At 54.6% G+C, this 14,223-nt stretch carries 14 protein-coding genes; 5 read left to right on the top strand and 9 right to left on the bottom strand.

What is annotated here, in order from left to right:
• Window positions 1–451, top strand: a 451-nt coding sequence (locus tag VI01_RS24350; RefSeq protein ID WP_045816974.1) for a type VI secretion IcmF C-terminal domain-containing protein, incomplete at its 5' end; no start/stop codon positions are given.
• A gap of 107 nt (window positions 452–558) precedes the next feature.
• Here VI01_RS24350 and nth read toward each other — a convergent pair.
• The 9 genes from nth to ydgT all read right to left on the bottom strand — a co-directional run bounded on the left by nth (window position 559) and on the right by ydgT (window position 8,093).
• On the bottom strand, window positions 559–1,191 hold the full coding sequence (nth, locus tag VI01_RS24345) for an endonuclease III (RefSeq protein WP_045816973.1): 633 nt from the start codon (window positions 1,189–1,191) through the stop codon (window positions 559–561).
• Complete coding sequence (locus VI01_RS24340; RefSeq protein WP_038647235.1) at window positions 1,188–1,889, bottom strand: electron transport complex subunit E; 702 nt, start codon at window positions 1,887–1,889, stop codon at window positions 1,188–1,190. Before VI01_RS24340 ends, nth begins: the two co-directional genes overlap by 4 nt.
• Window positions 1,886–2,518 carry an electron transport complex subunit RsxG gene (rsxG, locus tag VI01_RS24335; protein ID WP_045816972.1) on the bottom strand — a complete coding sequence of 211 codons (633 nt, stop codon included), beginning with the start codon at window positions 2,516–2,518 and terminating at the stop codon, window positions 1,886–1,888. The genes VI01_RS24340 and rsxG overlap by 4 nt, the downstream gene beginning before the upstream one ends.
• A gap of 2 nt (window positions 2,519–2,520) precedes the next feature.
• On the bottom strand, window positions 2,521–3,579 hold the full coding sequence (rsxD, locus tag VI01_RS24330) for an electron transport complex subunit RsxD (RefSeq protein WP_045816971.1): 1,059 nt from the start codon (window positions 3,577–3,579) through the stop codon (window positions 2,521–2,523).
• Entirely contained in the window at window positions 3,580–6,057 is a 2,478-nt protein-coding gene (rsxC, locus tag VI01_RS24325) for an electron transport complex subunit RsxC (protein WP_045816970.1), read from the bottom strand.
• Window positions 6,050–6,628, bottom strand: a complete 579-nt coding sequence (gene rsxB, locus VI01_RS24320; RefSeq protein WP_045816969.1) for an electron transport complex subunit RsxB — start codon at window positions 6,626–6,628, stop codon at window positions 6,050–6,052. The genes rsxC and rsxB overlap by 8 nt, the downstream gene beginning before the upstream one ends.
• Complete coding sequence (gene rsxA, locus VI01_RS24315; protein WP_034827413.1) at window positions 6,628–7,209, bottom strand: electron transport complex subunit RsxA; 582 nt, start codon at window positions 7,207–7,209, stop codon at window positions 6,628–6,630. The genes rsxB and rsxA overlap by 1 nt, the downstream gene beginning before the upstream one ends.
• 123 nt (window positions 7,210–7,332) lie before the next feature.
• Window positions 7,333–7,776, bottom strand: a complete 444-nt coding sequence (locus VI01_RS24310; protein ID WP_045816968.1) for a DUF2569 domain-containing protein — start codon at window positions 7,774–7,776, stop codon at window positions 7,333–7,335.
• A gap of 101 nt (window positions 7,777–7,877) precedes the next feature.
• On the bottom strand, window positions 7,878–8,093 hold the full coding sequence (gene ydgT, locus VI01_RS24305; protein ID WP_038647227.1) for a transcription modulator YdgT: 216 nt from the start codon (window positions 8,091–8,093) through the stop codon (window positions 7,878–7,880).
• Window positions 8,094–8,768: 675 nt separating this feature from the next.
• On the opposite strand from ydgT, the gene ytfQ reads away from it, so the two are divergent.
• Genes ytfQ through yjfF form a run of 4 tightly spaced genes read left to right on the top strand, consistent with a single transcriptional unit; the run spans window position 8,769 to window position 13,294 of the window.
• On the top strand, window positions 8,769–9,725 hold the full coding sequence (ytfQ, locus tag VI01_RS24300; protein WP_045816967.1) for a galactofuranose ABC transporter, galactofuranose-binding protein YtfQ: 957 nt from the start codon (window positions 8,769–8,771) through the stop codon (window positions 9,723–9,725).
• 56 nt (window positions 9,726–9,781) lie between these two features.
• Entirely contained in the window at window positions 9,782–11,302 is a 1,521-nt protein-coding gene (gene ytfR, locus VI01_RS24295; protein WP_045816966.1) for a galactofuranose ABC transporter, ATP-binding protein YtfR, read from the top strand.
• Complete coding sequence (ytfT, locus tag VI01_RS24290; RefSeq protein WP_045816965.1) at window positions 11,295–12,311, top strand: galactofuranose ABC transporter, ATP-binding protein YtfT; 1,017 nt, start codon at window positions 11,295–11,297, stop codon at window positions 12,309–12,311. Before ytfR ends, ytfT begins: the two co-directional genes overlap by 8 nt.
• Window positions 12,308–13,294, top strand: coding sequence for a galactofuranose ABC transporter, permease protein YjfF (gene yjfF / locus VI01_RS24285; RefSeq protein ID WP_038647220.1), 987 nt, complete (start codon window positions 12,308–12,310; stop codon window positions 13,292–13,294). The genes ytfT and yjfF overlap by 4 nt, the downstream gene beginning before the upstream one ends.
• Window positions 13,295–14,223: the final 929 nt, after the last annotated feature.

Raw genomic sequence — 14,223 nt, 5'->3', positions numbered from 1 at the left:
GCTGCACTTTGAGCTGCGTCCCGGTACGGCCGCAGACGTGATGCAGACTGACCTGATTATCGACAGTCAGAAGCTCACGTACATGAATCAGCAGCCGGTGTGGAAGCGCTTTACCTGGCCTGCCGACACCGAAGCGCCGGGCGCATCGCTGAGCTGGATAAGCACGAAGGCCGGCACCCGCCAGTACGGCGACATGCCGGGCAGCTGGGGCTGGATTCGCCTGCTGGATAAAGCCCGGGTCAGCGCCAATCCGGGCATCAGCAGCAGCTGGCAGCTCACCTGGCAGGCTCCCGACGGTCGCCCGCTGAACTACATTCTGCGCACCGAAGCGGGTGAGGGGCCACTGGCGCTGCAGAAGCTGCGCAACTTCACGCTCCCGAACGATATTTTCATTATCAGTGACACACAGGACGTGCCGGATGAAACCTTTGTCAGCGAGGAAGACTCATGACCCTGCAATCCCTGATTAACACCTGCGGTGCGGATAAGAACCATCTTCGCGCGCTGGCGACGGAGTCAGTCTCTCAATGGGAGCCGTGGCTGAAGCCCTGGAGGACACTAAGACTCTTTAGCGTCAAACTCACACAAATCTTCGATCAGGCAAGATCCACAGCGCGGTTTGCGTGCCACGCAGGTGTAGCGGCCGTGCAGGATCAACCAATGGTGGCAATCGACTTTAAAAGCGGATGGCACCACTTTAATCAGCTTGTCTTCGACTTCTTCGACATTTTTGCCGGGCGCAAAACGGGTGCGATTGCTGACGCGGAAAATATGGGTATCCACCGCAATGGTTGGCCAGCCAAAGGCGGTATTCAGCACTACGTTAGCGGTTTTGCGACCGACGCCAGGCAGGGCTTCTAATGCCGCGCGATCTTCCGGGACTTCGCCACCATGCTGTTCGATGAGAATGCGGCAGGTTTTGATCACATTCTCCGCTTTGCTATTAAACAGGCCGATAGTTTTGATGTATTCCTTCACGCCATCCACGCCTAACGCCAGCACCGCAGCAGGGGTGTTGGCCACAGGATAGAGCTTTGCGGTGGCCTTATTGACGCTGACATCCGTCGCTTGTGCCGAGAGCAGCACCGCAATCAACAGCTCAAACGGTGAACTGAAATTCAGTTCCGTGGTGGGATGGGGGTTATCATCACGCAGGCGCGTGAGAATTTGCAGCCGCTTATCCTTGTTCACACGGCCTTCCCGGTTTCGCCTTGCGGCGCGATTTCAGGTTCCGATGCTCGCAGGGCGGCGCGCTGCTTCATTTTCTGATCGATCAGGTATTTACCCGCCAGCAGCATACCTAAACCGATAAACGCACCTGGCGGCAACATCGCCAGCAACATCGGTGAATCAAAATGAAAGACTTCAATGCGCAGTGCTTTAGCCCACGGCCCCAGCAGTTGGTCCGCGCCATTAAACAGCGTGCCACTGCCGATCAACTCACGAATCGAACCTAACGTCACCATCGCGCAGGTCGCGCCCATGCCAATGGCAAATCCATCCAGCGCGGAGAGCGGGATGCTGCTTTTCGACGCCACCGCTTCAGCGCGGCCCACCACAATACAGTTGGTCACGATCAGGGGAATAAAGATGCCCAATGACTGATACAGGCCATAAGCGTAAGCATTAATCAGCATCTGTACACAGCTCACCACCGAAGCGATGATCATCACGTAAATAGGGATGCGGATTTCAGCCGGCACCCAACGACGCGAAGCCGAAATAGCGCTATTGGTGATGGTCAGCACTAAGGTGGTGGCCAGGCCTAGGCCGAGGGCGTTAGTGGCGGTTGAGGTCACGGCCAGCAATGGGCACAGACCCAGCAGCTGCACTAATGCGGAGTTATTTTTCCACAGGCCGCCAACCAGCAGGTTTTTCGCTTCACTCATGGTGCATCTCCACATTCAGGCAGCGAAGAGAGCTTCGCTGGCAACGTTTCAATCAGTAGTGCGGTGCGTTTGGTGGCATTGACCACCGCACGCGGAGTAATAGTGGCGCCGGTAAATTGATCAAATTCACCACCGTCTTTTTTCACCGCAAAGTTCTTGTCGTCGGCACCGTGCACCACTTTGCCGTTAAAGCTATTGATCCAGTCAGAAATACGCAGTTCGATCTTATCACCCAGGCCAGGTGTTTCATGGTGTTCCACCACACGGACGCCCAATACTTTGCCGTGAAAATCAGCACCGACCAGCATCTGAATTGCACCAGAATAGCCGTCTGGCGCGGTGGTCTCAAGCGCCGCCGCGACAGGCTGGTCACCTTTACGTGCCAGATAGAGATGATGCGGCTGGTTATTGCCTAATGCCGCCGCATCGGTGACCAGAAAACACTCTTGCTGAATATGGTTGTCATACAAATCGGTGGGCACCACCTGATCGAGCAGGTTCTTTTGCTGCAGTGCCGTCTGATGCTCCACCGTGGGCTTGGTGACATAGTTCACCACAGCAGTCACACCGGTGGTGATTACCGCAAACGCCGCCAGCGTTACAGCATTTTTTCGAATAGCATCGAACATCTTTAATCCTTGCGATGGCCGTAAACGCGCGGCTGGGTGTAGTAATCAATCAGCGGTACGCAAATGTTCGCCAACAGAACCGCGAAGGCCACACCGTCTGGATAACCACCAAAACTGCGAATCAGCCACACCAGCAAACCAATCAGTGCACCATAAACCAGACGACCACGGTTAGTCGTCGAGGCGGTGACCGGATCGGTGGCGATAAAGAACGCGCCGAGCATGGTCGCCCCGGAGAACAAATGAATCAGTGGCGAGTTGAGCGATTCCGGCGAGAACAACCAGCCAAGAGTGGCGCAGAACGCCAGCGATACGAGGAAACTGACGGGGATGTGCCAGCGAATGGCATTCTTCGCCAGTAGCAGCATGCCACCCAGCAAATAGCCGAGGTTAATCCACTGCCAGCCTAATCCCGCCAGCACGCCGGTATAAATCGGCTCAGCCAGTAACTGCTCAGCACTGTGCCCGGCACGCAGGCCGGTTTTAAAGGTATCCAGCGGTGTGGCCTGACTCATGCCATCCACGCCGATTTGTAGCTGCTGCATGGTCTCACCGGCCAGCGTATGGTTGGTGAAAATCATGCTCAGAGAATCGAGCAAACCGGGTTTGATGGATTGTAAGGAATCCGGTGGCAACCAACTGGTCATCTGCACCGGGAAGGAGATCAGTAAGACCACATAACCGACCATCGCTGGATTGAAAGGGTTTTGACCCAGACCGCCATACAGTTGTTTCGCGATGACAATGGCAAATACGGTGCCAATCACCACCAGCCACCAGGGCGCCAGCGGCGGCAGGCTGATGCCCAGCAGCAGCGCGGTGAGGAGTGCGGAGTTATCCGAGAGTGTCGGCACCACTGGCGTTTTGCGCAGACGCAAAATGGCGCCTTCGGTGATCCACGCAGTGGCGGTGGCGAGCAATACCTGAATCAGAAAACCCACTCCAAAGAAATACCACTGCGCGGCCATGCCCGGCAGCGCAGCCAGCACCACCAGCAGCATGATGTTGCCAGTGCTGCGGCGGTTGTGGGTATAAGGAGAACTTGCAATACGAAAAGCCATTTATTCCTCAGTCGTCGAAGGCTGCTGCTGCGCTTTACGCGCTTTGGCACGGGCGACCGCGGCAGCAATTGCCGCTTTACGTGGGTCGGCGGAGTCAGGAGAGGCAGCAGCCTCCACTTCAGAAGATGATTCAGGCGCGTCTTCAGCAGATGCAGAAGCTTGCTCGGCAGCTGCCGCAGCTTTCTTCGCTTTAGCGCGCGCAATGGCGGCTTCAACCGCTGCTTTACGCGGATCGATTTCAGCAGCAGGTGCTGCGTGAGTAAGTTCAGACGCTTGTGTTGCGTCAGCTGGTTCAGAAATTTGCTCAGCTGCCGCCGCAGCCTTCTTCGCTTTAGCTCGAGCAATGGCGGCTTCAACCGCTGCTTTACGTGGGTCCACTTCTGCAGCTGCTGCGTCAGCAGATTCAGAAGTCGACTCAGCTGCCGCAGCCGCTTTCTTCGCTTTGGCCCGGGCAATGGCGGCTTCAACCGCAGCTTTGCGTGGATCGACTTCAGCGGCAGGTGCTGCATCAGCAGATTCAGAAATCTGCTCAGCTGCTGCCGCTGCCTTCTTAGCTTTGGCTCGGGCAATGGCCGCTTCTACTGCCGCTTTACGCGGGTCCACTTCTGCAGCAGTTGCTGCATCAGAAGGCTCAGGTGCTTGTGGTGCGTTAGCAGATTCAGAAGTCGGCAGAGCTGCGGCAGCCGCTTTTTTCGCCTTAGCGCGCGCAATGGCGGCTTCAACCGCCGCTTTACGTGGATCAACTTCAGCGGCTGTGGCTGCATCAGCAAGCTCAGACACTTGTTCACCAGCCGCAGCCGCTTTCTTCGCTTTAGCACGCGCAATGGCGGCTTCAACCGCCGCTTTACGCGGATCGCCAGACTGGCGGCTCAGCGCCTGCGTCTCTGACTGTTTTTCCGCCTGCTGAGCTAACGCCTGCGCATGGCGAGCCTCACGCTCGGTGGTTTCCTGTTCTGGTGTTTTGGCGGCACGCGCCTTCACGCGAGCAATCGCCGCGTCACGTTCACCCTGATCGCTACGTGCCACCCGCTGTTTAGCTTCTTCATGACGCGCTTCACGCGCCAGTTTTTCCCGCTCTAAACGCGCCTGACGCGCTTCAAAACGTGCCTTCGCTTCAGCGGTGCGTTTCGCTTCGAGATCGATGGCGCGCAACTCGGCCTTCTCCTGGCGGTAATATTGCACCAGCGGGATATTGCTGGGGCAAACGTACGCACAGGCACCGCACTCAATACAGTCATCGATGTTATGGGCGCGCGCTTTCTCATGATCGCCGCCCTGGCTATACCAGAACAACTGTTGCGGCAACAGCTTCGCCGGGCAGGCATCCGCACAGGCACTGCAACGAATACAGGACTGTTCTTCTTCGTTATTGCCCATCTCACTGGCAGACGGTGCCAGAATACAGTTGGAGATTTTCACCAGCGGCACATTAAGTGATGGCAGCGTAAAGCCCATCAGCGGGCCGCCCATAATCACCATCTGCCGCGAACCTGGCGCAAAACCCACATGATGCAGAAGATGGCTCACCGGCGTGCCCAGACGTCCCCAAACGTTACGTGGTTGCGCAATGGCTTCGCCGGTCAGCGTGACGACACGTTCGGTAATCGGCTCGCCATCAATAATGGCGCGCTTTACCGCCCATGCGGTACCCACGTTCTGCATCAGCACGCCTATATCGGTGGAACGGCCGCCGTGCGGCACTTCGACACCGGTAAGAATCTGCGTCAGCTGTTTGGCGCCACCAGACGGATATTTGGTCGGTATCACGCGCAGTTGCAACTCGCGATCACCGCCCAAAGCCTGCTTCAGCGCCGCAATCGCTTCGGGTTTATTATCTTCAATGCCAATCAGCACGCGCTCTGCCTGCAATACCCAGGCGAGGATGCGACATCCCTCCAGCACTTCAGCCGCGCAGTCCTGCATCAGACGGTCATCGGCAGTTATGTAAGGTTCACATTCGGCGGCGTTGATAATCAGGGTTTTGACCCCGCGCAATCCACCGCGCAGTTTAGTGGCGGTCGGGAAGCCTGCACCACCTAAACCGGCCACGCCGGCCTCATGGATGCGCTTGACGACCTCTTCACGCGGCAGCGCGCGGAAGTCAGGTTGCGGGTCGAGCGTAGTCCAGCGGTCTTCACCATCGGCGCGCAGGAAAATACACAGCTCGGACAGACCCGAAGGGTGCGCGGTCATATGTGGCGCAATCGCTTCGATGGTGCCGGAAGTCGGCGCGTGCACCGGTAGCATGCGTCCGCTGCCAAACGTCAGCGGTTGACCACGCAGAACGTGATCGCCAGGCGACACACAAATCTCGCCTTCATGGCCGATATGCTGTTTTAACGGAATGATGAATTGTTCAGGCAGCGGTAACTGGCTTAGCGGCGTGCCGTTTGACTGGGTTTTCATCTCAGGTGGATGAATACCGCCCTGAAAATCCCACAGTTTTTCTTTGCGGAACAGTTTTAGCAGATTAAGCATGAGTTTCTACCGGGATCACCCGTACAGGAATGGTTTCGAGATCCCATTTCCAGTTGGCCGTGGTCGTGGCAACCGGACGCATTTCAATACAGTTAGTCGGGCAGGGAGCGACACACAAATCGCAGCCGGTACAGACATCGCTCAACACGGTATGCATGGCGCGGGTGGCGCCAACGATGGCATCCACTGGGCAAGCCTGAATACATTTGGTGCAGCCGATGCAATTGGCTTCATCAATCCAGGCCACGGTGCGGATCGGTTCCTGCACTTCCTCACCGCCATCCAGCGGTTGCGGTTCAACGTTAAGCAGTGCGGCCAGCTTAAGCATGGTTTGCTCGCCACCGGGGGCGCATTTATTAATGGCTTCACCGTTATTCCCCACGGCATCGGCGTACGGGCGGCAGCCGGGATAACCACATTGGCCGCACTGACTCTGCGGCAGAATACTGTCGATCTGTTCAACGATCGGATCTTCTTCTACCTCGAATCGGCGCGACGCGTAGCCGAGCAGGGCGCCAAAAACCAGGCCCAGCGCAGCAATAGCCACAATAGCAATCCAAATCGCGGTCATTAGAATTTCACCAGCCCGGTAAAGCCCATAAAGGCCAGCGCCATCAAACCTGCGGTGACTAATGCAATTGAGTTGCCCTTGAACGGCGCAGGGACGTTGGCCAATACCAGACGTTCACGCATACCGGCGAACAGCACCATCACCAGGGAGAAGCCGAGCGAGGCACTGAAGCCATAGACCGCAGCCTGCATAAAGGTATGGTTGAGATTGACGCTCAGTAAAGGGACACCCAGCACCGCACAGTTAGTGGTAATCAGCGGCAGGAAAATGCCCAGCAGGCGATAGAGTGACGGACTGGTTTTGCGCACCACCATTTCGGTGAATTGCACCACCACGGCGATCACCAGGATATACGCCAGGGTACGCAGGTACACCAGATCGAGCGGCACCAGAATCAGATGGTTCACCAGCCAGGCGCAAATCGACGCCAGGGTGATCACGAAAGTGGTGGCGAGTCCCATGCCGATGGCCGTTTCCAATTTTTTTGACACGCCCATAAAGGGGCATAGGCCGAGAAACTTCACTAACACGAAGTTGTTCACCAGCACAGTGCCAATAAAGAGAAGTAAGTAATCGGTCATTTTTTAACCTGGGAAGCCGAAAGGCGTCTATTATCCGGAATTGAGAGGTGCATCTCAACCTCTACACAAAATGTGTGGGTGTTGAGAGCACTCAGAATTAAATTCCTGACGAAACTCGCGCCGTTATGGCTGGATAAACGTCTCTTTCACACGTTGAGAGCGTTTGAAGTAGGGCACAAATACCGCCGCCGCCAGCAGTGACAACAGCAGCGTTTGAATGGCTTTGTTATCCGCCACCGGGGTGAACGCGAAGGTTTTCAACGCCAGTAACATCGTCATCAGTAACCACAGGATGTAATGACGCGGTAAACGGCGCGAACGTTTACAGAACATCCAGCAAACCCAGATGCTGTAGATCCAAACCACGCCTGCGGTGAGCAGGGAAATCGCCCATTGCGTGAACAATTGGCTGGCATGAGTGAACAACGTGGTACGCAATTCTGTATCAAACAACGGGCTCAGATACATGGCCACAACCAGCGCACTGGTCAGCATCGTCATAATCAACCAGGCCAGCGGCAATAACAGCCAGCCAGCAATACGCGGCGGGTTTACCGATTCGGTCATCTTGCGGATCCTGTAGCGAAATTAAGAAGGCGTTGAATGTCCAAACGGGGCACGCCCGACATGGACAACGCTATAGTGCAGAAAAAGGTGGGGAAAACCCATTACATTACGTAGCGCCAGACCGATTTTGGCACGCGGCCCATATCGAAGAGGCGGCCGCCGGAAACCAGTTCAGCTCGACGGTGATCGGCAGCGCGATACATATTGATGATGTCATTATCATCGGTCAGCGAATAATTGAGATGGTCGTAGAGTTTTTCCAGACTCTCAAGATTATTCACTTTGCGGAATTTCAACAGGTAATCTAGCGCAGTCATGATTGCCATTAAAAAATAGAAAACTGGGAAGTGCCCAAGTATAGGGAGCACGCGGCCAGAGTCCATACACCCGCGTTAAAAAAAATCAAAAATCAGACAACGTGAGCTAATTCGCTCATGAAAAGACACTTTTTCCTCATTTCATTATTTTAAACGCGCATTTCAGACTGAGATTAAGGCAAATTTAGCCCTGGCAGGCGGCAGGATGTGAAAAAAGCTCACACCTCAAACGCAAATGAAAGTGGTCATTCTTTTTTATGCTTAATGTGCTGATTTTCATTCTTATAAAACCTTTTTCAGGTCAATTTATCTCGGACAGTTCAGCAATTTCATGTACACGCTCTGAAACTGCAAATCACATAGTGTGCGAATAATCACAAAACTGATCATTGCTGCTGCCCGCACTCGATAACCATTCTTTACGCAACGTCTGTAATCGCTTCCAGTAGCCACCATCCTAACCGATTCTGTTTATTACATTTATTTAACCGCCATTGAAATAAATATCAGGCAAATTGTCCATATTGCTGGTACGACTTCTTCGCGAGTTAATTTCGTAACTCCTTTAATTCATTCTGTTTTGTGAGGTATGTCGCGCTTGTTTTTTTACTTTTACGCCAGGCTTAATCTGCGTTTTGTACCCCTACAGCACACTCCCTTCAGAGGAATGAAATTATGTGGAAACGTTTACTCTTAACCGCCATGGTCAGTTCAGCGCTCAGTACTTCGGTACTTGCCGCAGATATGACGGTGGGCTTCTCACAGGTTGGCTCGGAATCAGGCTGGCGTTCAGCGGAAACCAACGTGGCGAAAAGCGAAGCGCAAAAGCGCGGCATCACATTGAAAATCGCCGATGGTCAGCAGAAGCAGGAAAACCAAATCAAAGCGGTGCGGTCGTTTATCGCGCAGGGCGTTGACGCCATCTTCATCGCGCCGGTAGTGCAGACTGGTTGGGAACCGGTGCTGGAAGAAGCCAAAGATGCCAAAATTCCGGTGTTCCTGTTAGACCGCGCCATTGTGGTGAAAGATAAGTCGCTGTACATGGCGGTGGTGACCGCAGACAACGTGCTGGAAGGCAAGTTGATCGGTGACTGGCTGGTGAAAACTGTCGGTGACAAGAAGTGCAACGTGGTTGAGTTACAAGGCACCGTGGGTGCCAGCGTAGCCATCGATCGTAAGAAAGGATTTGCCGACGCCATCGCGGGCCATAACAACATTAAAGTGATCCGTTCTCAGTCCGGCGACTTTACGCGCAGTAAAGGTAAAGAGGTGATGGAGAGCTTTATCAAAGCGGAAAACAACGGCAAGAACATCTGCATGGTGTATGCGCATAACGATGATATGGCAATCGGTGCTATTCAGGCCATTAAAGAAGCGGGTCTGAAGCCAGGCAAAGATATTCTGACCGGCTCCATCGACGGTGTGCCGGATATTTATAAAGCGATGCTGGCGGGTGAAGCCAATGCCAACGTCGAGCTGACGCCAAATATGGCGGGTCCGGCTTTTGATGCGCTGGAGAAATTCAAAAAAGACGGCACAATGCCACCAAAAATCATCAAAACCGAATCGAAACTGTATCTGCCAGATTCCGCGCAGGCACAGCTCGACACCAAAAAAGGCATGGGTTACTGATCCCCGCAACCGCCCTTCGGGGCGGTTTTTCATGACGTAAGGCGAGGTAGAACCTGATGAGCACCGCAGATGCATCCGCACTCCTGACACTCAACGGTATCAGCAAAGGTTTCCCCGGCGTGAAAGCGCTGGATAATGTCTCATTCAGCATTCGCAAAGGCGAGATCATGGCGCTGCTGGGCGAAAACGGTGCCGGAAAATCCACGCTGATTAAAGTGCTGACCGGTGTTTACACCCGGGATGCCGGCACCATCACCCTGAATGGCAGTACCATTTCACCGCACAATACTGCCGATGCGCAGCAAATGGGCATCGGTACGGTTTATCAGGAGGTGAATCTCCTGCCAAATATGTCGGTGGCAGATAATCTCTACATCGGCCGCGAGCCGCGCCGCTTTGGCATGATCGACCGCAAGCGTATGGTGCGTGATGCCGATGCGCTGATGCGCAACTACGGTTTTGCGCTCGACGTGACGCGTCCCCTGGGCCATTACTCAGTCGCGATGCAGCAGATCATTGCGATTTGTCGCGCCGTGGATCTCTCCGCTCAGGTGTTAATCCTTGACGAACCTACCGCCAGCCTCGATGCCAGCGAAGTTGAAATGCTGTTCACCCTGATGGCGCAGTTGAAAGCCAGAGGAATGAGCCTGATTTTTGTCACTCATTTTCTCGACCAGGTGTATCGCATCACCGATCGTATTACCGTTTTGCGCAACGGCCAGTTTATTGCCACGCGTGATACGGCATCATTGCCGCAAATCGAATTGATCAAACTGATGCTGGGGCGCGAACTGCTGGAGACCGCCTTGCAGCGTCAGGGCAGCACGCTGAAGAGCAATCAACCGGTTGTGTCATTTAAAGATTACGGCAAGAAGGGCACCATCGAACCTTTCGACCTCGAGGTGCGTCCGGGAGAAGTAGTGGGCTTAGCCGGCTTGCTGGGATCGGGGCGCACCGAAACCGCCGAGGTGCTGTTTGGTATCCGTCGTGCGGATCGAGGCACTGCCACCATCAAAGGCAAAGTGCAGCATATTCGGACACCGGCCAAAGCCTCCCATCTGGGGATGGGATTCTGCCCGGAGGATCGTAAAACCGACGGCATCATCGGTGCGGCTTCGGTGCGTGAAAATATTATTTTAGCGCTGCAGGCACAACGCGGCTGGCTGCGTCCGATTAAACGGCGTGAACAACAGGCAATCGCAGAACGCTTTATCAAAAGCCTGGGAATTCGCACGCCACATGCCGATCAGCCAGTGGAATTACTCTCCGGCGGTAATCAGCAAAAGGTGCTGCTGTCACGCTGGCTGGTGACGAAGCCGCAATTCTTAATTCTCGACGAACCGACGCGCGGCATTGATGTTGGTGCACATGCCGAGATCATTCGTTTGATTGAAACCCTGTGCGCCGATGGACTGGCGTTACTGGTTATCTCCTCTGAACTCGAAGAGCTGGTGGGCTATGCCGATCGCGTGTTGATCATGCGCGATCTGAAGCAGGTAGCTGAAATCCCGCTGGAGCAGCTGTCGGTGGCGTCGATTGTGAATGCCATCGCCGATGGAGGAGCACAACATGCTTGAATCCCCTATGACACATCCAAAACCTGAACGGCGTAAGCCGAAGTTACCGCCAGGCATGCCGCAAATCGTTGCGCTGATTCTGGTGCTGTTGGTGGATAGCCTGGTCGCAAACAATTTTTTTGCGGTGCATATCCAGGACGGTCGCCTGTTTGGCAGCCCGATTGATATCCTCAACCGCGCTGCCCCCGTTGCCCTACTGGCAATCGGTATGACGCTGGTGATTGCCACCGGCGGGATTGATTTGTCGGTAGGTGCGGTGATGGCGATTGCGGGGGCGACGGCGGCCACGTTGACCGTTGCGGGGCACAGCCTGAGTTTTATTATCCTCGCCACCCTTGGCACCGGCCTTGCCTGCGGCTTATGGAATGGCGTGCTGGTGGCGCTACTGAAGATTCAGCCGTTTGTTGCCACGTTGATATTGATGGTGGCCGGGCGCGGTATTGCACAGCTGATTACTCAGGGTCAGATTGTGACCTTTAACAGCGACAGCCTCGGTTGGTTTGGCAGCGGCTCGCTGTGGATGCTGCCGGTTCCGGTGTGGATCACGCTGCTGGTGGCACTGTTAGTGTGGCTGCTGACGCGAAAAACCGCGCTGGGCCTGTTTATCGAAGCGGTGGGGATTAACCTGCGCGCCGCACGTAATGCCGGTGTAAATGGCTGGTTAGTGGTGATGTCCACCTATGCGATCAGCGGTGTGTGTGCAGCAGTTGCGGGCCTGATCGTGGCAGCGGATATACGTGGCGCCGATGCCAACAATGCCGGTTTGTGGCTGGAGTTGGATGCCATTCTCGCCGTCGTGATTGGTGGTGCATCGCTGATGGGCGGGCGTTTTAATCTGGTGTTGTCGCTGGTTGGCGCGCTGATTATTCAGTCGATGAATACCGGTATTTTGTTGTCTGGCTTCCCGCCGGAGCTGAATCAGGTGGTGAAAGCGGTGGTGGTGATGTGTGTGTTGTTGCTGCAATCGCCGCGCTTTATCGCCATGCTGAAAGGGAGACTTCCAAAATGATTAAACGCCATCTGCCCTTGATGATTACGCTACTGGTGTTTGTCGCCGGTTATCTGTTCTGTCTGAGTCAGTTCCCTGGCTTTGCCTCGACACGCGTGATCTGCAATATCCTGACTGATAACGCATTTCTCGGCATTATCGCCGTGGGCATGACGTTTGTGATTTTGTCAGGCGGTATCGATCTGTCAGTGGGGGCCGTTATCGCCTTTAGCGGCGTATTTTTGGCGAAAATCATCGGTGATTATCACGTCGATCCGATTCTTGCCTTCGCGATTGTGCTGGCAATGGGGGCACTATTCGGCGCCATGATGGGTTGGCTGATTGATGCACTGAAGATCCCGGCCTTTATTATTACGCTGGCGGGGATGTTTTTCCTGCGCGGTTGCAGCTATCTGGTTTCCGAAAACTCGATTCCCATCGATCATCCGCTCTATTCCACACTGTCGAGTCTGGCGTGGAAGATCCCCGGTGGTGGGCGTCTTAGCCTGCTGGCGGTGATTATGCTGGTGGTAGTGATCGGCGGGATTATCCTCGCGCATCGCACGCGTTTTGGTAATCAGGTGTATGCCATCGGCGGCAATCTGACGTCGGCGCAATTGATGGGCGTTTCTACTCGCGCCACGACCATCAAGATTTATATGCTTTCCACCACCCTGGCAACGCTGGCGGGGATCGTGTTCTCGATTTATACCTCGGCAGGCTATGCCCTGGCGGGATTAGGCGTGGAACTGGACGCGATTGCCTCAGTGGTGATCGGCGGCACCTTGTTGTCCGGCGGTGTGGGCACGGTGCTCGGCACGTTGTTTGGGGTGTTGATCCAGGGTCTGATTCAGACATGGATTAACTTCGATGGCACGCTGAGTTCCTGGTGGACAAAGATCGCCATCGGTATTCTGTTGTTTGCATTTATCGCTTTGCAACGTCTGCTAACGGTAATGTGGGATCGTCAGAAGAATGCGCCGGTTAAGCGTTTAACTTCGTAGTTGTGAGCGTCATGTTTGTTTTGAAAGGTGCGCAAACTTGCGCACCTTTTTTGTTTTGGGGCTCCGATTCGGGGATGCGGTTTTTGGTGTTCAGATTTGTGGATGTTGGGTAGGGGTTGCAGGTTTTAACGCTCATTTTTTTGAATGTTAGGTGAAGTTGCTGATGGTTCGGTGCCCGGCCCCATAAAGGCCAGCCCGATCGCAAAGAAACCCCGCATCCATGCAGATCGGCCGCGCCATCCCTGGCGCGAACGCTTTGCTCTTCGGGCTGGCCTTTATGAGGCGTTTAAGATGATCATCGCGTAGTCAGTGCAAGTATGACCATAGTGCTCAGATTCAGGGAAAGTTAGGTGGAGTTGCTGATGTTTCGGTGATCAGCCCCATAAAGGCCAGCCCGATCGCAAAGGAACCCCGCATCCTTGCAGATCGGCCGCGCCATCCCTGGCGCAAACGCTTTGCTCTTCGGGCTGGCCTTTATGGGGCAATTGAGACTGTCATTGCTGTAGTCCGCGCAAACTTGAAAGTTCTGTTCAGTCCAGGATTAAAAAACATCGCGGCAAGCCTGCATAAAGGAGACAAAGGTGGGCAGTTGAGTAAAGCGTACGCCGCAGGGATGCGGCGTCCGAGGCTACAGGGATGTATTCACGCCGACTTTACGCAACGCCCACCTTTGTCGACTGGACCGCACGTTTTTAGCCACAGCCCACCTTGACCGACTGAACCGCAGATTTTTAGCCAAAGCACTCTTCTTTAAAAGTTAGGTGGGTTTGCTGAAAATCTGGTGCACGGCCCCATAAAGGCAAGCCCGATCGCAAAGGAACCCCGCATCCATGCAGATCGACCGCGCCATCCCTGGCGCAAACGCTTTGCTCTTCGGGCTGGCCTTTATGAGGCGTTTAAGATGATCATCGCTGTAGTCAGTGCAAGTA

Source organism: Pantoea sp. SM3 (assembly GCF_000963995.1).
Taxonomy (GTDB): Bacteria; Pseudomonadota; Gammaproteobacteria; order Enterobacterales; family Enterobacteriaceae; genus Pantoea; species Pantoea rwandensis_B.
The sequence above is the reverse complement of the archived record's forward strand: the minus strand, read 5'-3'. Positions and strand labels throughout refer to the sequence as shown.